The organism is Streptomyces sp. NPDC001599 (assembly GCF_042893535.1).
Taxonomy (GTDB): domain Bacteria; phylum Actinomycetota; class Actinomycetes; order Streptomycetales; family Streptomycetaceae; genus Streptomyces.
In genome coordinates this window covers 236,018-254,995 of sequence record NZ_JBIAVA010000001.1, presented here as the reverse complement: position 1 = coordinate 254,995, position 18,978 = coordinate 236,018, and the positions used below count along the sequence as shown (strand labels likewise).

Sequence of the window (18,978 nt, the reverse complement as noted above, 5' to 3'; positions counted from 1 at the left end):
GCCTCCGCACCGGCGTACACCCAACGGAACGGACGTCGCGCGCCCGCGCCACCCACGCCCAGGGCCGCGAACTTCGTCCGACATATCGAACACTAAGGAACGCTTGTGACCGACGCTTCCGCCACGGCCGCCGCACGCAGGCCCGGTGAGCAGGCCCTCACCGCCCTCGGCCTGGCCGCGCCCGCCCCCGACCCCGCCGACGCCTCGCCGCACTCCTTCCCGGGCGGCGGCCGCTGGCGCACCGAGATCCCGTCCTGCGAGGGTCCGGAGGCGCTGGGGGTGGTGCTCAAGGAGTCCTCGCGGCTGGACGTGCCGATCCACCGGATCAGCCAGGGCAGCGGCGTGTGGATGCTGACCGACGCCGAGATCACCGAGATGGTCGAGGCCACCGCCGAACGCGACATCGAGCTCTGCCTGTTCACCGGCCCGCGCGGCACCTGGGACATCGGCGGCTCCACCCGGACCGACTCGGGCGGCGCGGGCCTCAGGGCGCGCGGCCACGCCGCGGTCGCCGGGTGCGTCGAGGACGCCGTGCGCGCGAGCGAGCTGGGCGTCAAGTGCCTGCTCGTCGCCGACGAGGGCGTGCTGTGGACGCTGCACCGGGCCCGTGCGGCCGGCATCCTCCCCGCCGACACCACGCTCAAGCTCTCCGCGCTCGTCGGTCCGGTCAACCCGGCCTCGTACGCGGTGTACGAGCGGCTCGGCGCCGACTCCATCAACGTCCCCAGCGACCTGACGCCGGATCACCTGACCGAAATACGGCGGGTTTCGGCCGCGCCGATGGACATGTACATCGAGGCTCCCGACGACCTCGGCGGCTACGTCCGCATGTACGAGGTCGCCGAGCTGGTCCGGCGCGGCGCCCCGCTGTACCTGAAGTTCGGCCTCTCCAAGGCGCCCGGGATCTATCCGTACGGCCACCACCTGCGGGAACTGACGCTGGCCACCGCGAAGGAGCGGGTGCGGCGCGGCCGGCTCGCCCTCGACCTGCTCGCCCGGCACGGGGCGGACGGCGACATGGCGCCGCTCGGCACCCGGCTGCCGGGACCGCTCAACCGGTTCGAGATCTCGTCATAACGTTCCGGAAACTCCCTTCTCAAAAGACGACACGACCGCGCACAATCCCACACACCTGCCTCGCCGACCCAGCCCTCACATCAAGGATGATGACCATGCGCAACCGCAGAGCCGCACTCGCCGCGATAGCCTCCGCCGCCTCGCTCGCCCTCACCCTGTCCGCCTGCGGCCAGAGCGGCGAGGGCGGCAGCGAGGAGGACAAGTCGGGCAGCGACGGCGCCACCGTCGGCATCGCGATGCCGACCAAGTCCTCCGAGCGCTGGATCACCGACGGCGCCAACGTCGAGAAGGAACTGAAGGCCAAGGGCTTCGAGACCAAGCTGGTCTTCGGCGAGGACGACCCGGACCAGCAGGTCTCGCAGATCGAGAACATGATCACGCAGGGCGTGGACGCCCTGATCGTGGCCGCGATCGACAACAAGTCCCTCGGCAACGTCATGCAGCAGGCCAAGGACGCCGACATCCCGGTCATCTCCTACGACCGGCTGATCCTCGGCACGGAGAACGTCGACTACTACGCCTCGTTCGACAACGAGAAGGTCGGCGAGCTGCAGGGCGGCTACATCGTCGACAAGCTCGGTCTGAAGGCGGGCAAGAAGGGCCCCTTCAACATCGAGCTGTTCGCCGGCTCCAACGACGACAACAACACCCGGTACTTCTTCAACGGCGCGATGAAGGTCCTGAAGCCGTACATGGACAAGGGCCAGCTGGTCGTCCGCTCCAAGCAGACCGACCTCAACCAGGTCACCACCCTGCGCTGGGACGGCGGCACCGCGCAGAAGCGCATGGACGACCTGCTCACCTCCAGCTACCGCAGCGCCCGGGTCGACGCGGTGCTCTCGCCCTACGACGGCATCTCCATCGGCATCCTGTCCGCCCTGAAGTCGGACGGCTACGGCTCCGGCAGCAAGGCCATGCCGGTCGTCACCGGCCAGGACGCCGAGATCGCCTCGGTGAAGTCGATCAAGGCGGGCCAGCAGACCCAGACCGTCTTCAAGGACCTGCGCGAGCTCGCCAAGGTCGCCGCGAACATGGTCGACGCGGTCCTGAACGACAAGAAGCCCGAGGTCAACGACACCAAGTCGTACGACAACGGCTCCAAGGTCGTCCCCGCCTACCTGCTCCAGCCGGTCAGCGTCGACAAGAGCAACTGGGAGAAGATCCTCGTCGACGGCGGCTACTACTCCGCGGACAAGCTCAACTAACCGGGCCCCAACAAGGATTGGAAGGCACGACCATGGCGGGACCCGTCCTGGAAATGCGCTCGATCGTCAAGACCTTTCCCGGTGTCAAAGCGCTGTCGGACGTCACGCTCACCGTTCGCCAGGGCGAGGTCCACGCCATCTGCGGGGAGAACGGCGCCGGAAAGTCCACCCTGATGAAGGTGCTCTCCGGAGTCCATCCGCACGGCAGTTACGAGGGGGACGTCCTCTTCGAGGGCGAGACCTGCCGGTTCAAGGACATCCGGGCGAGCGAGCAGCACGGCATCGTGATCATCCACCAGGAGCTGGCCCTGGTGCCGTACCTGTCGATCGCGGAGAACATCTTCCTCGGCAACGAGCACGCCAAGCGCGGACTGATCAACTGGAACGACACCCTCAGGCACGCCACCGAACTGCTGCGCCGGGTCGGTCTCGACGAGCACCCGGAGACCCGCGTCGCCGACATCGGCGTGGGCAAGCAGCAGCTGGTGGAGATCGCCAAGGCGCTGTCGAAGAAGGTGAAGCTGCTCATCCTCGACGAGCCGACGGCGGCACTCAACGACGAGGACAGCGGCAAACTCCTCGACCTGATCCTTCAGTTGAAGGATCAGGGCATCACCTCGATCATCATCTCGCACAAGCTGAACGAGATCCGCCGGGTCGCCGACTCGGTCACGATCATCCGCGACGGGCGCTCCATCGAGACGCTCGACGTGAAGGCGGCGGAGACCACCGAGGACCGGATCATCAGCGGGATGGTCGGCCGCGACCTGGAGAACCGCTTCCCGGACCGGACCCCGCACCAGCCCGAGGAGGGCACGGCCCCGGCCCTGGAGATCCGCAACTGGACCGTGCACCACCCCATCGACCAGCAGCGCAAGGTCGTCGACGACGTCTCGATCGAGGTGCGGCGCGGCGAGATCGTCGGCATCGCCGGGCTCATGGGCGCCGGGCGCACCGAACTGGCGATGAGCGTCTTCGGCCGCACCTACGGCCGGCACGCGGGCGGCACGGTCCTCCGGGACGGCAGGGAGATCCGCACGAAGACCGTCCCGGAGGCGGTCGGGCACGGGATCGCGTACGTCACCGAGGACCGCAAGCACTACGGCCTCAACCTCATCGACACCATCAACCGGAACATCTCGCTGACCGCGCTGGGCAAGGTCTCCAAGCGGGGCGTGGTCGACGAGCACGGTGAGCGGCAGGTCGCCGAGGACTACCGCAAGTCGATGAACATCAAGGCGCCGACGGTCTTCGAGCCGGTCGGCAAGCTGTCCGGCGGCAACCAGCAGAAGGTCGTCCTCAGCAAGTGGATCTTCGCGGGTCCCGAGGTGCTGATCCTGGACGAACCCACGCGCGGCATCGACGTGGGCGCCAAGTACGAGATCTACACGGTCATCGACCGCCTGGCGGCCGAGGGCAAGGCGGTCGTGTTCATCTCCTCCGAGCTGCCGGAGCTGCTCGGCATGTGCGACCGCATCTACACGATGGCCGCGGGACGGCTGACGGGTGAGTTCTCGCGGGCCGAGGCCTCGCAGGAGGCGCTGATGCGGCAGATGACGAAGGACAAGATGGACCAGAAGGACGAAGAGGTAAGCCGATGAGCACGGACGTGACCGCCAAGACCCCGGCACCGGCGCCGCCCGGCAGAGAGGGTGCCGCCTCCGGCGGCGGCCTGCTGCAGCTGATGCTCGACGGCATGCGCCGCAACATGCGCCAGTACGGCATGCTGATGGCCCTCGGCCTGATCGTGGTGCTGTTCGCGGTGTGGTCGGACGGCGACCTGCTGCTGCCGCGCAACGTCTCCAACCTGGTGCTCCAGAACAGCTACATCCTGATCCTCGCGATCGGCATGATGCTCGTCATCATCGCGGGCCACATCGACCTGTCGGTGGGTTCACTGACCGCCTTCGTCGGCGCGACGGCCGCCGTCCTGATGGTCAACCACGACCTGCCCTGGCCGGTGGCGGTGATCCTCTGCCTGGCCATCGGCGCCGCCGCCGGCGCCGTGCAGGGCTTCTTCATCGCCTATCTCGGCATACCGTCGTTCATCGTGACCCTCGCGGGCATGCTGCTCTTCCGCGGTCTGACGGAGATCTTCCTCAAGGGCCAGACCCTCGGCCCCTTCCCCAAGGACCTGCAGAAGATCGCCAACGGCTTCCTGCCGGAGGTCGGCCCGAACACCAACTACCACAACCTCACCCTGCTGCTGGGCTTCGCCCTGATCGCCTTCGTGGTCTACCAGGAGGTCCGCGACCGCAAGCGGCAGCAGGAGTTCGCCCTCGAGGTGCCGCCGCTCAACCTGTTCCTGCTCAAGCTGGTCGCGCTGATCGCCGCCGTCCTCGTGGTCACGCTGCTGCTGGCCAGCTACAAGGGCGCCCCGATCGTGCTGCTCATCCTGGGCGTGCTGGTGGTCGGCTTCGGCTATCTGATGCGCAATGCGATCATCGGCCGCCACATCTACGCCATCGGCGGCAACCTGCCCGCGGCCAAGCTGTCGGGCGTGAAGGACAAGAAGGTCACCTTCCTGGTCTTCCTGAACATGGGCATGCTCGCGGCCCTGGCGGGTCTGGTCTTCGCCGCCCGCTTCAACGCGGCCTCGCCCAAGGCGGGCCTCAACTTCGAGCTGGAGGCCATCGCCGCCTCGTTCATCGGCGGCGCGTCGATGAGCGGCGGCGTCGGCACGGTCCTCGGCGCGATCATCGGCGGCCTGGTCCTGGGCGTGCTGAACAACGGCATGAACCTCGTCGGCATCGGCACCGACTGGCAGCAGGTCATCAAGGGCGCGGTGCTGCTGGCGGCGGTCGGGTTCGACGTGTGGAACAAGCGCAGGGTGGGTTCGTAACGGATCTCGGGCCCCGCCACTCACGGCGGGGCCCGCTTCTTCTCACGGAAGTACAGGAGCCGCACGTATGGAACTGAGCAGACGAACGGTCATCGCGTCGGCGGCAGCGGCCGGTGTGGCCGCCACCGCGGTCGGCGGCACGGCGCACGCCTCGGGAGGCAGGAAACCGGTGAAGGAGCTCTTCGGCAAGCTGGCCGACGGGACGAAGGTGTACCGCTGGTCGCTGGAGAACGGCGGCACGCGCATGAAGGTGCTGTCGTACGGCGGCGTCGTGCAGTCCCTGGAGATCCCGGACCGCCGGGGCCGCTACGCGAACGTCTCGCTGGGCTTCGACAACATCGAGGACTACGTCGCCCGCAGCCCGCACTTCGGCGCCCTGATCGGGCGCTACGGCAACCGCATCGCCAAGGGCCGCTTCACCCTGGACGGCAAGGAGTACCAGCTCTCCGTCAACGACGGCGAGAACTCCCTGCACGGCGGCGCCCTCGGCTTCGACTACCGGGTGTGGGACGTCGAGCCGTTCACCGCGGGCTCCGACACCGGCCTGGTGCTGCACTACACCAGCGTCGACGGGGAGATGGGCTACCCGGGCACGCTCAGGGCGAAGGTGACGTACACCCTCACCCGGCGCGGCGACTGGCGCATCGACTACGAGGCCACCACCGACAAGGCCACCGTCGTCAACCTCACCAGCCACGTCTACTGGAACCTGGCCGGCGAGGGCAGCGGCACGATCGAGGACCACGAGCTGTCGATCGCCGCCTCCCGCTTCACGCCCACCGACGCGGGTCTGATCCCCACCGGAGAGCTGGCCCGGGTGTCCGGCACCCCCTTCGACTTCCGCCGGGGAAAGCCGATCGGCCGGGACATCCGGGACGCCCACCCGCAGCTGGTCACCGCCAAGGGCTTCGACCACAACTGGGTGCTCGACAAGGGCATCACCGACCGCCCCGAGCACATCGCCACCCTGCGCGAGAACGCCTCCGGCCGCACCCTGCGCATCGCCACCGACCAGCCCGGGCTCCAGTTCTACTCGGGCAACTTCCTCGACGGCACCCTCACCGGCACCGGCGGCTCCCTCTACCGCCAGGGCGACGCCCTGTGCCTGGAGACGCAGCACTTCCCGGACTCGCCGAACCAGCCGTCGTTCCCGTCGACGGTGCTGCGGCCCGGCGAGACGTACCGGACGTCGACGGTCCACTCGTTCGACGCGTAGCCGACGACCGGTCGCGGGCACACTTTCTTCACACCCGTTGAACGGTGCCCCGTCCGTCTCCGTATAGAGGGGCGGCCCGTGTCCCCCGCACGGGCCGCCCACTTACGGAGGTCCACTTGTCCGGCAACGTCACCTCGTTGTTCCGCAGCACCGCGGCGCACAGCCCCTCGATGGCGGCGCTGGCGCGGGAGAGCGGCGAGGCGGCGGGGGCCGGTCCGGTGGACTTCTGCATCCCCTGCAACCCGTACTTCCCCACCCCGGCGATGTTCGAGGAGATGGCCGGCCGGCTGCGCGACATCGTCACGTACTACCCGAGCAGCGCCGACACCATCACCGCCGAACTGTGCAGTCTGCTCCAGCTCCCGCCGCAGTGCGTGGCGATGGGCAACGGCTCCACGGAGCTGATCACCTGGATCGACCACCTGCTGGTCCGGGAGTCCCTCGCCGTCCCCGTCCCCACCTTCGGCCGCTGGACCGACCAGCCCATGGAGACCGGCAAGCGGGTCGACATGTTCCCGCTCCAGGAGGCCGGCGGCTTCGCGCTCGACCTCGCCCGGTACGGCGAGTTCGTCCGCGCCCGGGGCACCCGGGCCGTGGTCGTCTGCAACCCCAACAACCCCGACGGCGGCTATCTGCACAAGCAGGCGCTGGTGCAGTTCATGGACGCGATGGCCGACCGGGACCTGGTGGTGATCGACGAGTCCTTCCTGGAGTTCGCCGACGCGGAGGCCGAACCCAGCGTGGTCCAGGAGGCGATGCTGCGCCCCAACGTCGTCGTGCTGCGCAGCCTCGGCAAGAACTTCGGGCTGCACGGCATCCGCTTCGGCTACCTGGTCGCCAACCCGGCGCTCGCCGGCCGGGTGCGCGCCATGCTCCCCAAGTGGAACCTCAACTCCTTCGCCGAGCATGTGGTGTTCATGCTGCGCGACCACGGTCCCGAGTACGCGCGGAGTCTGCACCAGGTGCGCCGCGACCGCCTGGAGATGGCGGCCCAGCTGTCCGCGCTGCCCGGCCTGACCGTCTATCCCTCCCAGGGCAACTTCCTCTTCGTCCGCCTCCCCGTGGGCGCGGAGGGCACCGCCGTGCGCGACCGCATGCTCACCGAGCACCGGGTGCTGGTCCGGGAGTGCGGCAACAAGATCGGTTCGTCCAGCCGCTTCCTGCGTCTCGTGGTGCGCCCCCAGGCCGACGTGCGTCGCCTGGTGTCCGGCCTGGAACAGGTGCTCTACGGGGCCGGGAGGGGAGCCGCCGTGCCCGGGCCGGCCACCGGGACCGGCTACAGCTCGGGCACGGCGGCGGTGGACCGCCTGATGTACGAGACCAACGGCTCCGGCATGCGCGCGATCACCGCCCGGACCGCCGGTGCCGGTGCCCCGGGGCTCGCCGCCGCTCCGGCCCCCGCCGCCGGCACCGGCACCGGCATGCCGCTCCCCGCGGCGGTGCCGGTGGCTCCGGCGGCGGCCGCCGTGCCCGGCCCCGCGCCGGTGCCCCAGCCGGTGCCGGGCCCCCAGCCGGTGCCGTATCCCGGGCCGGTGCCGGTCCCCCACCCGGCACCGGCCCCGCAGCCCCTGCCGGCTCCGGCGCCCGCACCCGCGCCCGCACCGGCACCGGCACCGGCCGCCGCGTACCCACCGCCGTTCGGGCCCACCCCGCCCGGCGTCCCGGCCCGCGGCGGTCTCACGGCCGCCCAGGTCAGGGGCACCAACGGCCTGGAGTCGGTCCCGGCGACGGGCTGGCCGAACGCGGCCGGGATGGGCCAGGCGGGCTGACCCCCGGCGGCCGCCCCTACCCGGCCGGAGTGTCCGGCGTCGGCGCGGTGTCCGACGGGCTCGGGCAGGGTGCGTCCGTCGGGGAGGCCGTGGGGTCGGGGGACGCGGTTGCCGGTTCCGCGGAGCAGTCGTCCGTGGGAGTGGGCGAAGGGCTCGGCCCGGTCGGGTCCGGCGAGGGAGCGGGGGTGTCGGTGGGGGTCCCGCTGGGGGACCCGGTGGGCGTTTCGGTGGGGGTGTCGGTGGGTGGCTGGGAGGGGTCCTGGCTCGGCGACGGCACCGTCGGGGTGGACGGCCCTGGGCTGCCCGGCGTGGTGCCCGGGTCCGGGCCGATGACGATGCCGCCGTCCCCGCCGCCACCGCCGTCCCCACGGCCCCCGCCGCCCTCGCGGTCGACCGGCTCGGTCGCCGGGGTGTCGCCGCCCGCGCCGGGACTCTTCGGGACGACGCCCTTGCCGTCGGGGACGGGGTGGACGCCGCGGCTGTAGAACTCCAGCCAGTACCTGACCAGGCGCAGATAGGTGCGGGAGTTGTTGTAGCTGAGGACCGCCCGGTCCAGGTCCGCCGCCCGGCCCAGGTCCCGGTCGCCGGCGCACAGGTAGTGTCCGGCCGCCAGCGCCGCGTCGAAGATGTTGTCCGGGTCGGCGCGGCCGTCGCCGTTGCCGTCCGCGCCCCAGCGGGCCCAGGTCGACGGCAGGAACTGCATCGGGCCCACCGCCCGGTCGTAGACCGTGTCGCCGTCGTGGGCGCCGCCGTCGGTGTCCCGGATCAGGGCGAAGCCCCGGCCGTCGAGGGGCGGCCCGGTGATGCGGCGCAGGGTCGTGCCGTTGCCGTCGACCGCGCCCCCGCGTGCCTGTCCGGACTCGACCTTGCCGATCGCCGCGAGCAGTTCCCAGGGCAGCCGGCAGCCGGGGTCCGTCCTGCCGACGGCCGTCTCGGCGGCGCGGTAGGCCCGCAGCACGGTGGCCGGGATGCCGGACTGGGCGCGGATCTCCGGTCCGAGTGCGGGCGGGACAGGTCCGCCCTTCCGCGTCCTCAGCGGCGGGAGTTCGGTGTGGTAGGAGCCGTCGCCCGGTGGCGCGAGCGCGGCGAACGGGCCGTCCGCCGTCGGCAGGCCCAGTTCGTCGGCGGCCGGCCCCGCGTGGCTGTCCTCGGCGTCCCGGGTGAGGCCGGGGGCCTGGGAGGCGGTGAGGGCCGCCATGGCCGCCACCGCGAGCGCGGTCGTGCGCAGTCCCTTGCGGGCCCGGCCGGAGTACAGGCGTCGGGCACGGCGTACGGACATGGTCGTCACTCCTGTCGGATCCGGAGGTGGTGCGGGCAAGGTGATGCGGGGCGGGGGTGCGGCCGGCCGGGCGGTTCAGCGGCCGAAGGTGTCGAGGGCGGAGACCAGCCAGCGTCCGTCGCGGTGCACGACGTCGACGGCGAGCATGGCCGCCGCGTACACGCCCTCGTCCCGGGCGGCGGAGTCGTCCTCTCCGGCCTTGCCCTTGTCGTCCGTCGCGGTCTTCTTGCCGGTGGTGGCGACGCTGCTCTGGTCGGCGTAGACGAGGACCCGGGCCCGGTCGCCGTCGATGCGTTCGACCGCGCTCTCGGTGACCGTCGTGGTGATCACCGCCTTCTGCTCGTCGGCACGCGCGCGGACGTCGGCGAGCAGGTCGCGGTGCTGGTCGACGGCCTTGCCCGTCAGGAGGTCCCGCGCCGCCTTGTCGAGGGCGCCGGGGTCGGCGTGGTCGTAGGAGAAGAGGCGGTCGACGGCCTTGGCCGCCTGGCCCTTGATCTCGCTGGTACGGGCGAGGTCGGTCAGTGCGGTGTTGCCGCGGGCGGGTTCGGACCTGAGCCCCTCGGCCTCCGCGTGCGCCCAGCCCGCGAAGCCGCCGAGGAGGATGGTCAGCGCGCAGAGCAGCGCGAGGACCGCGGGGCGCCGCGACCGGGGCGGGGTGGCCTTCTCGTCCCCGGCCGCGGGCGGGTCGGCGGTGACGGCGTCCGCGGGCGTCAGGACGGCCGTGGCGCCGCGCCCGCCGGTCCGGACCGGCGGGCGTTCCGGGCGCGCGGCAGGGGCGGCGGGGGCGGCGGGCCGGGTCTCGCGGGCCTGGCGGCGGCGCTGGCGGTTGATGTGGTGACGGGTCGTCGACATGGTGCGGTGTCCTCCTCGCTGCGGCCGGCTCTCGCGGTACGGGACCGGCTCAGCCGGTCGACGTCCCGCCGACGGGCGCCTGGCCCAGGGCGCTCAGCTTCCACCGGCCGTCGGTCCGGGTGAGTTCGCCGAGCATGCGGCTGTCCTTGTCGGTCTTCGCTCCGTCGGCCGCCCTGACGGTGACGCGCAGGGCGACCAGCACCCGGGCCCGTCCGGCGCGGTCGTCGAGTTCGGTGACGGCGCCGGACAGCACCCGGGCGGTGCTGACCGTCTTCGCCTCCTTCACCTGGGCGGCGAACTCGTCGCGCCCGGAGGCGAGTTGGTCGTGCAGCTCGCCGGTGGTCGACGACTCCCACAGGTCCAGGCCGCGGTTCAGCTCGCGGTGGTCGAGCGTGTTCAGGTTCTGCACGGCCTGCTCCCCGGCGGAGAGTGCCGCGTCCCGCTGTGCGGCGTACGCGGCACGCTCGTCGTGGGCCGCCCGGTACCAGTCCTGACCGGCCCAGGCGGCGAAGCCGCCCGCGACGAGGGTGAGGACGAGGGCCAGGGCGGGCAGCGGCCGGGAGCGACCGACGCCGAGGAGGCGGACCGCGCGTTTCATGGGGTGCTCCAGTCTCCCGCGCATGGTCAGCGGGCCTTGATGTCGACGATCCGCCAACGGTCGTCGTCGAGCCGTGCGGTGACGGTGAGCTGGGCCGCGGCGGTGGTGGCCCCGGCGTCACCCTCGTCCTTGCCCTTGCCCTTGTCTCGGTGGGAGGTCTGGTCGAGGAAGACCAGCAGGCGGGCCCTGTCCCCGTCGAGTTCGATCACTCCGGTGCGCACGGCCCGGGTGCTCAGGGTGACGCGCTGCTCGGTGAGGTCGTCGCGGACCCGGGCGAAGAGGGTCTCGTACTGGCGGGCGGCGCGGCCGTCGAGGACGGTGCTCGCGGAGCGTTCGGCGGCCGCGGTGCCGTCCGGGGTGTAGGAGAAGATCCGGGCGAGGGCGTTGCCGACCTCGCCCGCGACGCGGGAGGTGGCCTCGGTGTCGGTGAGCGCCTGGTTCCGGGCGGGTGCCGCGGAGCGCAGCTGGTGGGCCGCGTAGAAGAATCCGCAGCCGCCGAGGACGAGGACCGCGGCGGTCCCGGCCAGCGCCGCCCTCCGCAGGCGCCCGTTGCGCCCGCGCTTCTCGGCCGCCGCGTCCCCGGCGTCCCCGGCGTCCCCGGCGGTCTCGGCGGTCTCGGCGGTCTCGGCGGGCGCGTCCACGGGGCCGGTGTCCGGTGCCGAGCCCGTGTCCGGGTCCGTCTCGGGGCCGGGCTCCGGCGGAGCGGACCTGCCCAGCAACCACGTCGGTGTCATCGCTCCTCGCCCCTCTCCTCCGCCACGGGTACGGCGCTCAGTGCCCGCACCTTCCACTCCCCCTCGCCCGTGCGGGCCAGGACCGCCTCCAGGCGCTTGCGGTCGGTGGACGGCTTCTTCGCCCCGCCGGGGGTGACCTCGACGCGCACGGTGGCGATGAGCTTGGCCGTGCCCGACCGCGTGTCGAGTGCGGTGACGGCGGCCTCGGTGACGGTGCCGCGCGCCGAGGTCCCGGCCGCCGCCTCGGTGGCGCCGAGTTCCTTGCGCAACGGCCCGGTGGAGACGGCACGCCAGTCCCGGATGCTCCGCTCCGCCCGCTGCCGGGTGGTGGCGTCGAGCGTGGTGAGTACGGCGATGCCCTCGCGCCCGTCGGCGAGCGCCTCGTCCCGCTCCCGGCCGTACGCGAGCCCGTCGTCGGTGCGGGCCTGCGTGTACGTCCACGCGCCGGTGCCGCAGAGGGCCAGGGCCAGCGCGAGCCCCGCTCCGGCGAGGATCCGGGGCCGCCTCATCGCGCACCCCCGGCGGCCGGGGCGAGGAGGTCCGTCAGGTCGTCCGGTGCCTCACCGCTCTGTCCCGGCAGGGCGAGCGCGCCGGGGAGCGCCGGGGAGCCGCCCCCCGCCGGGGTGGTCCGGCCGCTGCCCGAGGGCAGGGAGCCGGGTGTGGCCGGGTCGGGGACCGCGCCGCCCTTCGGGGCGTTGGCCGAGCCGCGTACGTTCTTCCCGCCCGACGCCGGGGCGGTGCAGGCGGCGTCGGTGTTGAGGGCGGGCGCGGTGCCGAGGTCGAGACCGTTGCGGTAGCGGGTGCCGCCGTAGCCGTCGGTGCAGGGCAGGGGGCTGAAGAAGGTGACGGCCAGGCCGAGGTCCAGCTTGCCGCCGTCGACGGCGGTGGCTCCGGCGGAGACGGCCGCCGGGTACTTCACGAGGAGTTCCTCGATGCCGCGCTGCCGGGTGACGGCGACCTCGGAGGTGGTCAGGAGGTTGGCGAGGACGACGCCGAGGCTCGGGTCGAGGTCCCGCAGCAACCCGCTGACCTGGGTGGCGGCCTCGGGGGTGACGGCGAGCAGGCGGCGCAGGTCGGCGTCGGAGCCCTTGAGGGCGGCGGCCAGGTCCTTCGCGCCGACGGCGAAGTCGCGGATGGCCCGCGCCTCCTGGGCCTGGGTGCGCAGGACGGTCTCGCCGTCGTTGATGAGCAGCGTGGTGGACGGCAGGGCGCGGTCGGCGGCCTCGACGAAGTCGCTGCCGCTGTCGAGCAGCACCTGGAGGTCGTCGCCGTGTCCTTCGAAGGCCTTGCCGAACTCGTCGACGACCGTGCGCAGGTCCTCCAGCGGGACGGAGCCGACGAGGTCGTCGACGCTGGTGAGGACGTCGGTGACGGGGGCGGGCACCTCGGTGTCGGCCTGTTCGATGCGGGTGCCGTCGGCGAGGTAGGGGGAGCCGTCGCTCTCGGGCCGCAGGTCGATGTACTGCTCGCCGACGGCGGAGAGCCCGGCGACCACGGCCTTGGTGTCGGCGGGGATGCGGGGCGCGGACTTCTTGATGCGGAGTTCGGCCACGACGCCCTCGGCGGTGAGGTCGATCGGGCCGACGCGGCCCACCGAGACGCCCCGGTAGGTCACGTCGGAGTGGGTGAACAGTCCGCCGGTGCGCGGGAGTTGCACGTCCACGGTGTAGTAGTCGGCGACGCCCACGTAGCGGCCCAGGTCGGCGTAGCGGATGCCGAGGAAGGAGAGGGCGAGGACGGCGATGAGGAGGAAGGCGACGTTCTTCAGCCGTACGGCGAGGGTGATCACCCGTGTTCACCTCCGGACGCCGGTCCGGCCCCGGACACGGACGGCAGCGGGAGCGGCGAGGCGGAGCCCGGCTTTCCCGGGGACCGCTTCCTGGCGGCAGGGCCGGACCCGTCGTCCTCCATCAGGGTCGTGGACGGGGACGGCCCGGGCGTGCCCCCGTCCACCAGCGGCGGGATCACCTCGGTCCCGGGCACGGCGACCATGCTCAGGTAGGTGTTGAGGTAGTCGCCCTTCACCCCGCGCAGCACCTCGTCGGTGAACGGGTACGTCAGCAGCACCTGGAGCGAGTCGGGCAGGTCCGTGCCCGCGTCGGCCAGGGCCCTCAGCGTCGGCGCGACGGCCTTGAGGTCGGCGATCATGTCGTCCTTGCTCGCGTTGATGGTGGAGACGGCGACGCCGGACAGCGTGTCGAGGGAGCGCAGCATGGTCAGCAGGGACCCGCGCTGCTCCTCCAGCGTCTTCAGCCCGGGCGAGAGGTCGGTGAGGACGGTGCCGACGTCTTCCTTGCGGGTGGCGAGGGTGGAGGAGAGCCGGTTGACGGCGTCGAGGGCGTCGGTGATGTCTCCGCGGTGGTCGTCGAGGTCGCCCACCAGGGTGTTGACCCGTTTCAGCATCGAGCGGACCTCGGGTTCGCGGCCGCCGAGCGCGGCGTTGAGCTCCCGGGTGATGGTCTTGAGCTGATTGACGCCGCCGCCGTTGAGGAGCAGGGACAGCGCGCCGAACACCTCCTCGACCTCGGTGTTGCGGCTGGTGCGGGCGAGCGGGATGACGCTCCCGTCGGCCAGCCGGCCGGTTCCGGTCTCCTTGGCGGGCGCGACGAGCTGGACGTACTTCTCGCCCAGCAGGCTGGACTGTTCGAGCCGCGCGGTGGCGTCGGCCGGCAGCCGCACCTCGCCGTTGATCTCCATGGTGACGCGGGCCGACCAGTCGTCCTCGCCGAGTTCGATGCGGGTGATCCGGCCGACGGCGACGTCGTTGACCCGTACCGCGGAGTGCGGGACGAGGCTGAGCACGTCCTGGAGTTCCGCGGTGACGGTGTAGGGGTGGTCGCCGAGGTCGGCGCCGCCGGGCAGCGGCAGGTCCTCGATGCCGTCGAAGCCGCTCGGTACGACGCTCACCCCGCCGACGGTCAGGGCGAGGGCGAGTCCGACGGCGACCAGTGAGCCGGCGGTGAGTCCGGCCGTCCGGCCCCTGGGGAGCGTTGCGCGCTTCATCTCCCCTCCCCCTTCTCCGTCTTCTTCGTCTTCTCCGTCTTCTCCGTCCCGGCCACGGGCAGCGGCAGCAGCGGGCCGCCGCTGCTGATCTCGTTGAGGTTGGCGCGGCCGTCGAGGGTGCGGGTGTCGGGGTTGTAGGCGTTCACGACGTTGTCGGCGGCCAGCGGTGCGACGTCCAGCGCCTCGGCGAGCGAGGCGCGTTGCTCGACCAGGGTCCGGGTGAGGGGGACGAGCCGGTCGACGTTCTCCTTCAGCTCGCCCCGGTTGTCCTCGATGAAGGTCTTGACCTGGCCGAGGGCCTTGCCGAGTTCCTCCAGGGCGCCGGTGAGGTCGTCCTTGTTGTCGGCGAAGAAGCTGACGACCTCGTCCAGGCGTTCCTGGGCGGTGCGCACGTCGGTGTCCTTGTTCTTCAGCATGGTGGTGAAGGTCTGGAGGCTGGAGAGCGTTCTGAACAGGTCGCCGCTGCTGCCGTCGAGGGTCTTGGCGGCCTTGCCGAACTCCTCGACGCTGTCGCCGATGGCCTCGCCGTTGCCGTCGAGGTTGTCGGCGCCGGTCTTCAGCAGTTCGGACAGGGCGCCGTCGGAGTTGGCGCCGTCCGGGCCGAGGGCTTCGCCGAGTTCGGTGATGGAGTCGTAGATCTGGTCGATCTCGACGGGGACGTGGTTGCGGGAGGCGGGCAGCACGGCACCGTCGGCGAGGGCGGGGCCCTCTCGGTAGGCGGGGGTCAGCTGCACGTAGCGGTCGGCGACGACGCTCGGTGCGACGACGACGGCCCGCGCGTCCCTGGGGACCTTGATCCCGTCGTCCAGGCGGAGGCCGACGCGGACCCTGGTGCCCTCGGGATCCACCGACTCCACCTCGCCGACCCGCACCCCGAGGATGCGCAGGTCGGACCCGGCGTAGACGCCGATGGCGCGGTCGAAGTACGCGGTGACGCGGGTGCCGTCGGCTTCCAGGGCCCGGGCGGCGGCCAGGCCGCCGGCGGCGAGCACCACGAGGGCGAGCACCCCGGTGAGGATCTTTCGGCGTCGGGTCATCGCGCACCGCTCCCCTGGGCCGCCGCCGACTGTTTCGGGGGCAGGCATCCGGTCTCGGGCTGGGAGGTCTCGGGCAGGTAGTCGCGGGGCACGACGCCGCAGAGGTAGCTGTCGAACCAGCGGCCGTTGCCCAGGGTGTTGCCGACGAGGCGGTAGTACGGGCCGACCAGCGCGAGGGTCTCGCCGAGCCGGGTGTTGTTCTTCTCCAGGACGCTGGTGACGCGGCCGAGCGCCTTCAGGGTGGGGCCGAGCTGCTTCTCGTTGTCCTTGACGAGGCCGCCGAGTTCGGTGCCGAGGTCCTGGCTGCCCTTGAGCAGGGCGCTGATGGCGGTGCGGCGGTCGCGGAGTTCGCCGAGCAGCGGGCCGCCGTCCTCGATGAGGGTCTCGAAACTGGACTTGTTGTTCTCCAGCGTCTTGGTGAACCGGGCACTGCCCTTGAGGAGTTCGGAGAGCTTGGCGTCGCGCTTCGAGATCGACTTCGACAGGTCGGACAGGCCGGTGGCCGCCTTGCGCACGTGCGGCGGGGAGTCCTTGAAGGTGTCGGAGATGGTCTCGAAGCTCTCCGCGAGCCGTCCGGTGTCGATGTCGTCGACGGTGCCGCTGAGGTCCTGGAAGGCCTGCGTCACGTCGTAGGGGGAGGTGGTGCGGGCGAGCGGGATGCGGGCGTCGGGGTCCTGGCGGCCGGAGCCGAGCGGGTCGAGCGCCAGGTACTTGTCGCCGAGGACGGTCTTGATGGCGATGGCGGCGGTCGTCCGGTCGCCGATCCAGGCGTCCTCGACCTCGAAGGTGACCTTGACCTTGGCGCCGTCGAGCGCGACTTGGGTGACCTGGCCGACCTTGACGCCGGCGATGCGCACCTCGTCGCCCTCGTCGAGACCGGCGGACTCGGAGAAGTCGGCGCTGTAGGTGGTGCCGCCGCCGAACGGCAGCCGGTCGACGTTGTAGACGAGGAGGGCGACCAGGGTGAGGACGAGCAGTCCGGCGACGCCGACGGCGACGGGGTTGCGCTCCTTGACCGGCCTGAACAGCGGCTTCCCGCGGGGGCGCGTCATCCGCGGCACCTCGATTCGGTGATCGCGATGCCGGTCGGCGGCTTCGAGCCGTCGGAGGTGCTCACTCCGCTCACGCGCGCCTCGCAGAGGTAGAGGTTGAACCACGAGCCGTAGGAGGACAGGCGGGCCAGGGCGGTCATCTTGGCGGGGCTCTTCTCCAGGAAGTCCTCGATCTGCGGGGTGTGCTCGCCGAGGCCCGCCGAGAGCCGGCCCAGTTCGCGGATGTCCTTCTTGAGGGGGGCGCGTCCGTCCTCGAGGAGTCCCGCGGTGACGGTGGTCAGGTCGCCCATGGCGGCGACGGCCTCGCCGAGGGGTTTGCGGTCCTGGTTGAAGCCGGTGACGAGCTTCTGGAGGGTGACCACGAGGTCGTCGAAGCCGTCCTCGCGGTCGTTGAGGGTGTCCAGGACGGTGGTGAGGTTCTCGACGACCTCGCCGATCACCTTGTCCTTGGCGGCGACGGTCGTGCCGAGCGAGCCGACGTGGCGGATCAGGCTGTCGACGGTGGCGCCCTCGCCCTGGAGCACCTGCACGATCGATCCGGCGAGTTCGTTGACGTCCTTCGGGGAGAGGCCCTCGAACAGCGGCTTGAAGCCGTTGAAGAGCAGGGTCAGGTCGAGCGCGGGCGTGGTGCGCTCCAGCGGGACGGTGCCGCCGTCCGGGAGGGTGCCGGTGAGGTCGCCGCTGCCGCGGCCGAGGGAGACGTAGCGCTGGCCGACCATGTTGAGGTACTTCACCGCGGCGGTGGTCGAGCGGGGCAGCCTGCGGTCGTCGCGGACGGTGAAGGTGACCTGGGCGGTGCGCCGGTCGACGACGCGTACGTCGGTCACCTCGCCGACCGTCACCCCGGAGATCCGCACGCTGTCGCCGTCGACGAGTCCGGTGACGTCGGTGAACAGGGCCTTGTAGGTGCCGGTGCCGGAGCCGGAGTCGACACTGGTGCCGGCGACGCTCAGACCGAGCACGGTGGTGGCGAGGGCGGTGACCACCACGAAGACGAGGGACTTGACCAGCGGTCCGGTCAGCGGACGGCGCCGGGTGTGCGCGTGGTCGGCGCCGGTCATCCGAGGGTCACCTCCGTACCGCGGTAGACGGGGCCGACGAGCAGGCTGCTCCAGTCGGGCAGGTCACCGGGGCTCTTCCCGGCGGCGGGGGCGAGGAGTTCGTTGACGAGGTCGTTCTCCTGCGGGGAGTTGGCGGGCCCGAGGTCCTGCTCGGCCGCCGGGGTGGCGGCCTGTGCGGTGGGCCGGGGCAGGGCGCCGAGATAGGGCACGGAGGGGCAGCGGGGCCCGCCGCCGGAGTCGTACACCGGGGTGTCGCGGCCGGGCCGGTAGGCGCCGCGCGAGGCGACGCTGGTGACGTCGACGTGGATGCCGGGCCGGTCGGTGCCCTTGCCGAGCGCCTTGTCCATGGCCGGCACGAACTCGGCGAGGGTGCGCAGGGTGCAGGGGAAGGCCGGGGAGTACTCGGCGAGCAGTTCCAGGGTGGGGCGGCTGGTGTCGCCGAGCCGGATGATGTTGTCCTTGTTCTTGTGCAGGAAGGCCGTCACGTCCTCGGCCGTCCGGGTGGTGGCGCCGAGCGTGGCGGCGAGTTCCGCCTCCTGCTCGGCGAGGGTGCCGCTGGTGGTGGTGAAGTCGGTGAGCGCCGTGATGATGTCGGGCGCGGCGTCCGCGTAGACATGGCTGACCTTCACGAGTTCCTTGAGGTCACGGTTGAGGGCGGGCAGGTTGGGATTGAACTCCGCCAGGTGCTCGTCCAGCAGGGTGAGCGTGTCGCCGAGCCGCTCCCCGCGGCCTTCGAGGGCCTGCGAGACGGCGGACAGGGTCGCGGAGAGCTTCTGCGGCTGGACGGCGGTGAGCATCGGCAGGACGTCGTCGAGCACCTGCTGGAGCTCGATGGCGTTCGCGGACCGGTCCTGGGGGACGACGGCCCCGGCGGCCAGCGGCTCGGGCGAGGGGTCCGCGGGCGGTACGAGGGCCACGAACCGCTCGCCGAACAGGGTGGTGGGCAGCATCTGCGCGCGGACGTCGGACGGTACGTCGTCCAGCGCGCCGGGCTTCATGGCGAGGGTGAGCCGGGCGCCGTCACCGGTGGCGTCGATGGCGCGGACCTCGCCGACGACGACGCCGCGCAGTTTCACCTCGGCGCCGGGGTGCATCTGGTTGCCGGCGCTGCCGGTCTCGACGACCACGGGGTCGGAGTCGGTGAACTTCTTGTCGTAGACGGCGACGGCCAGCCAGATCAGCAGGGCGGGCACCAGCACGAACACGACCCCGGCGAGCCGGCGGCGCAGTGTGTGTCCTTCCGGTCGGCTCAT

At 71.8% G+C, this 18,978-nt stretch carries 17 protein-coding genes; 6 read left to right on the top strand and 11 right to left on the bottom strand.

Features of this window, described 5'->3' with window-relative positions; genetic code table 11:
- Nucleotides 1–105: 105 nt before the first annotated feature.
- The 6 genes from ACFYZ3_RS01210 to ACFYZ3_RS01185 all read left to right on the top strand — a co-directional run bounded on the left by ACFYZ3_RS01210 (nucleotide 106) and on the right by ACFYZ3_RS01185 (nucleotide 8,109).
- Nucleotides 106–1,077: a hypothetical protein gene (locus ACFYZ3_RS01210; protein ID WP_388513088.1), complete on the top strand. Its 972-nt coding sequence runs from the start codon at nucleotides 106–108 to the stop codon at nucleotides 1,075–1,077.
- Between the two features lie 95 nt (nucleotides 1,078–1,172).
- Nucleotides 1,173–2,282, top strand: a complete 1,110-nt coding sequence (gene chvE / locus ACFYZ3_RS01205; protein ID WP_388513086.1) for a multiple monosaccharide ABC transporter substrate-binding protein — start codon at nucleotides 1,173–1,175, stop codon at nucleotides 2,280–2,282.
- A 32-nt stretch (nucleotides 2,283–2,314) separates the two neighbouring features.
- The gene (gene mmsA / locus ACFYZ3_RS01200) at nucleotides 2,315–3,883 is read left to right on the top strand and encodes a multiple monosaccharide ABC transporter ATP-binding protein (RefSeq protein WP_388513084.1); all 1,569 of its coding nucleotides are present in this window, start codon (nucleotides 2,315–2,317) and stop codon (nucleotides 3,881–3,883) included.
- Nucleotides 3,880–5,124, top strand: coding sequence for a multiple monosaccharide ABC transporter permease (gene mmsB / locus ACFYZ3_RS01195; RefSeq protein ID WP_388513082.1), 1,245 nt, complete (start codon nucleotides 3,880–3,882; stop codon nucleotides 5,122–5,124). Before mmsA ends, mmsB begins: the two co-directional genes overlap by 4 nt.
- Before the next feature lie 67 nt (nucleotides 5,125–5,191).
- Nucleotides 5,192–6,340, top strand: coding sequence for an aldose epimerase family protein (locus tag ACFYZ3_RS01190; protein ID WP_388513080.1), 1,149 nt, complete (start codon nucleotides 5,192–5,194; stop codon nucleotides 6,338–6,340).
- Nucleotides 6,341–6,456: 116 nt separating this feature from the next.
- On the top strand, nucleotides 6,457–8,109 hold the full coding sequence (locus tag ACFYZ3_RS01185; RefSeq protein ID WP_388513078.1) for a pyridoxal phosphate-dependent aminotransferase: 1,653 nt from the start codon (nucleotides 6,457–6,459) through the stop codon (nucleotides 8,107–8,109).
- A gap of 16 nt (nucleotides 8,110–8,125) precedes the next feature.
- On the opposite strand, the gene ACFYZ3_RS01180 is transcribed toward ACFYZ3_RS01185, so the two are convergent.
- The 11 genes from ACFYZ3_RS01180 to ACFYZ3_RS01130 all read right to left on the bottom strand — a co-directional run bounded on the left by ACFYZ3_RS01180 (nucleotide 8,126) and on the right by ACFYZ3_RS01130 (nucleotide 18,978).
- Nucleotides 8,126–9,388, bottom strand: a complete 1,263-nt coding sequence (locus ACFYZ3_RS01180; protein ID WP_388513076.1) for a lytic murein transglycosylase — start codon at nucleotides 9,386–9,388, stop codon at nucleotides 8,126–8,128.
- A gap of 75 nt (nucleotides 9,389–9,463) precedes the next feature.
- Nucleotides 9,464–10,240, bottom strand: a complete 777-nt coding sequence (locus tag ACFYZ3_RS01175) for a hypothetical protein (RefSeq protein ID WP_388513075.1) — start codon at nucleotides 10,238–10,240, stop codon at nucleotides 9,464–9,466.
- 49 nt (nucleotides 10,241–10,289) lie between these two features.
- On the bottom strand, nucleotides 10,290–10,838 hold the full coding sequence (locus ACFYZ3_RS01170) for a nuclear transport factor 2 family protein (protein WP_388513073.1): 549 nt from the start codon (nucleotides 10,836–10,838) through the stop codon (nucleotides 10,290–10,292).
- 26 nt (nucleotides 10,839–10,864) lie between these two features.
- The gene (locus ACFYZ3_RS01165; RefSeq protein WP_388513071.1) at nucleotides 10,865–11,572 is read right to left on the bottom strand and encodes a hypothetical protein; all 708 of its coding nucleotides are present in this window, start codon (nucleotides 11,570–11,572) and stop codon (nucleotides 10,865–10,867) included.
- On the bottom strand, nucleotides 11,569–12,081 hold the full coding sequence (locus ACFYZ3_RS01160; RefSeq protein WP_388513069.1) for a hypothetical protein: 513 nt from the start codon (nucleotides 12,079–12,081) through the stop codon (nucleotides 11,569–11,571). The genes ACFYZ3_RS01165 and ACFYZ3_RS01160 overlap by 4 nt, the downstream gene beginning before the upstream one ends.
- On the bottom strand, nucleotides 12,078–13,361 hold the full coding sequence (locus ACFYZ3_RS01155; RefSeq protein ID WP_388513067.1) for an MlaD family protein: 1,284 nt from the start codon (nucleotides 13,359–13,361) through the stop codon (nucleotides 12,078–12,080). Before ACFYZ3_RS01155 ends, ACFYZ3_RS01160 begins: the two co-directional genes overlap by 4 nt.
- Nucleotides 13,358–14,575: an MCE family protein gene (locus ACFYZ3_RS01150; protein WP_388513065.1), complete on the bottom strand. Its 1,218-nt coding sequence runs from the start codon at nucleotides 14,573–14,575 to the stop codon at nucleotides 13,358–13,360. The genes ACFYZ3_RS01155 and ACFYZ3_RS01150 overlap by 4 nt, the downstream gene beginning before the upstream one ends.
- Entirely contained in the window at nucleotides 14,572–15,612 is a 1,041-nt protein-coding gene (locus tag ACFYZ3_RS01145; protein ID WP_388513063.1) for an MCE family protein, read from the bottom strand. Before ACFYZ3_RS01145 ends, ACFYZ3_RS01150 begins: the two co-directional genes overlap by 4 nt.
- Complete coding sequence (locus tag ACFYZ3_RS01140) at nucleotides 15,609–16,664, bottom strand: MCE family protein (protein ID WP_388513062.1); 1,056 nt, start codon at nucleotides 16,662–16,664, stop codon at nucleotides 15,609–15,611. Before ACFYZ3_RS01140 ends, ACFYZ3_RS01145 begins: the two co-directional genes overlap by 4 nt.
- Entirely contained in the window at nucleotides 16,661–17,725 is a 1,065-nt protein-coding gene (locus ACFYZ3_RS01135; protein ID WP_388513059.1) for an MCE family protein, read from the bottom strand. The genes ACFYZ3_RS01140 and ACFYZ3_RS01135 overlap by 4 nt, the downstream gene beginning before the upstream one ends.
- The gene (locus tag ACFYZ3_RS01130) at nucleotides 17,722–18,978 is read right to left on the bottom strand and encodes an MCE family protein (RefSeq protein ID WP_388513057.1); all 1,257 of its coding nucleotides are present in this window, start codon (nucleotides 18,976–18,978) and stop codon (nucleotides 17,722–17,724) included. The genes ACFYZ3_RS01135 and ACFYZ3_RS01130 overlap by 4 nt, the downstream gene beginning before the upstream one ends.

Excerpts from the sequence above, each read along its gene's own strand:
- ACFYZ3_RS01160 (WP_388513069.1), bottom strand. The coding sequence starts at position 12,081 with ATGAGGCGGCCCCGGATCCTCGCCGGAGCGGGGCTCGCGCTGGCCCTG.
- chvE (WP_388513086.1), top strand. The coding sequence starts at position 1,173 with ATGCGCAACCGCAGAGCCGCACTCGCCGCGATAGCCTCCGCCGCCTCG.
- ACFYZ3_RS01130 (WP_388513057.1), bottom strand. The coding sequence starts at position 18,978 with ATGAGCCGACCGGAAGGACACACACTGCGCCGCCGGCTCGCCGGGGTC.
- ACFYZ3_RS01135 (WP_388513059.1), bottom strand. The coding sequence starts at position 17,725 with ATGACCGGCGCCGACCACGCGCACACCCGGCGCCGTCCGCTGACCGGA.
- ACFYZ3_RS01175 (WP_388513075.1), bottom strand. The coding sequence starts at position 10,240 with ATGTCGACGACCCGTCACCACATCAACCGCCAGCGCCGCCGCCAGGCC.
- ACFYZ3_RS01170 (WP_388513073.1), bottom strand. The coding sequence starts at position 10,838 with ATGAAACGCGCGGTCCGCCTCCTCGGCGTCGGTCGCTCCCGGCCGCTG.
- ACFYZ3_RS01140 (WP_388513062.1), bottom strand. The coding sequence starts at position 16,664 with ATGACGCGCCCCCGCGGGAAGCCGCTGTTCAGGCCGGTCAAGGAGCGC.
- ACFYZ3_RS01190 (WP_388513080.1), top strand. The coding sequence starts at position 5,192 with ATGGAACTGAGCAGACGAACGGTCATCGCGTCGGCGGCAGCGGCCGGT.
- mmsB (WP_388513082.1), top strand. The coding sequence starts at position 3,880 with ATGAGCACGGACGTGACCGCCAAGACCCCGGCACCGGCGCCGCCCGGC.
- mmsA (WP_388513084.1), top strand. The coding sequence starts at position 2,315 with ATGGCGGGACCCGTCCTGGAAATGCGCTCGATCGTCAAGACCTTTCCC.
- ACFYZ3_RS01165 (WP_388513071.1), bottom strand. The coding sequence starts at position 11,572 with ATGACACCGACGTGGTTGCTGGGCAGGTCCGCTCCGCCGGAGCCCGGC.
- ACFYZ3_RS01180 (WP_388513076.1), bottom strand. The coding sequence starts at position 9,388 with ATGTCCGTACGCCGTGCCCGACGCCTGTACTCCGGCCGGGCCCGCAAG.
- ACFYZ3_RS01145 (WP_388513063.1), bottom strand. The coding sequence starts at position 15,612 with ATGACCCGACGCCGAAAGATCCTCACCGGGGTGCTCGCCCTCGTGGTG.
- ACFYZ3_RS01150 (WP_388513065.1), bottom strand. The coding sequence starts at position 14,575 with ATGAAGCGCGCAACGCTCCCCAGGGGCCGGACGGCCGGACTCACCGCC.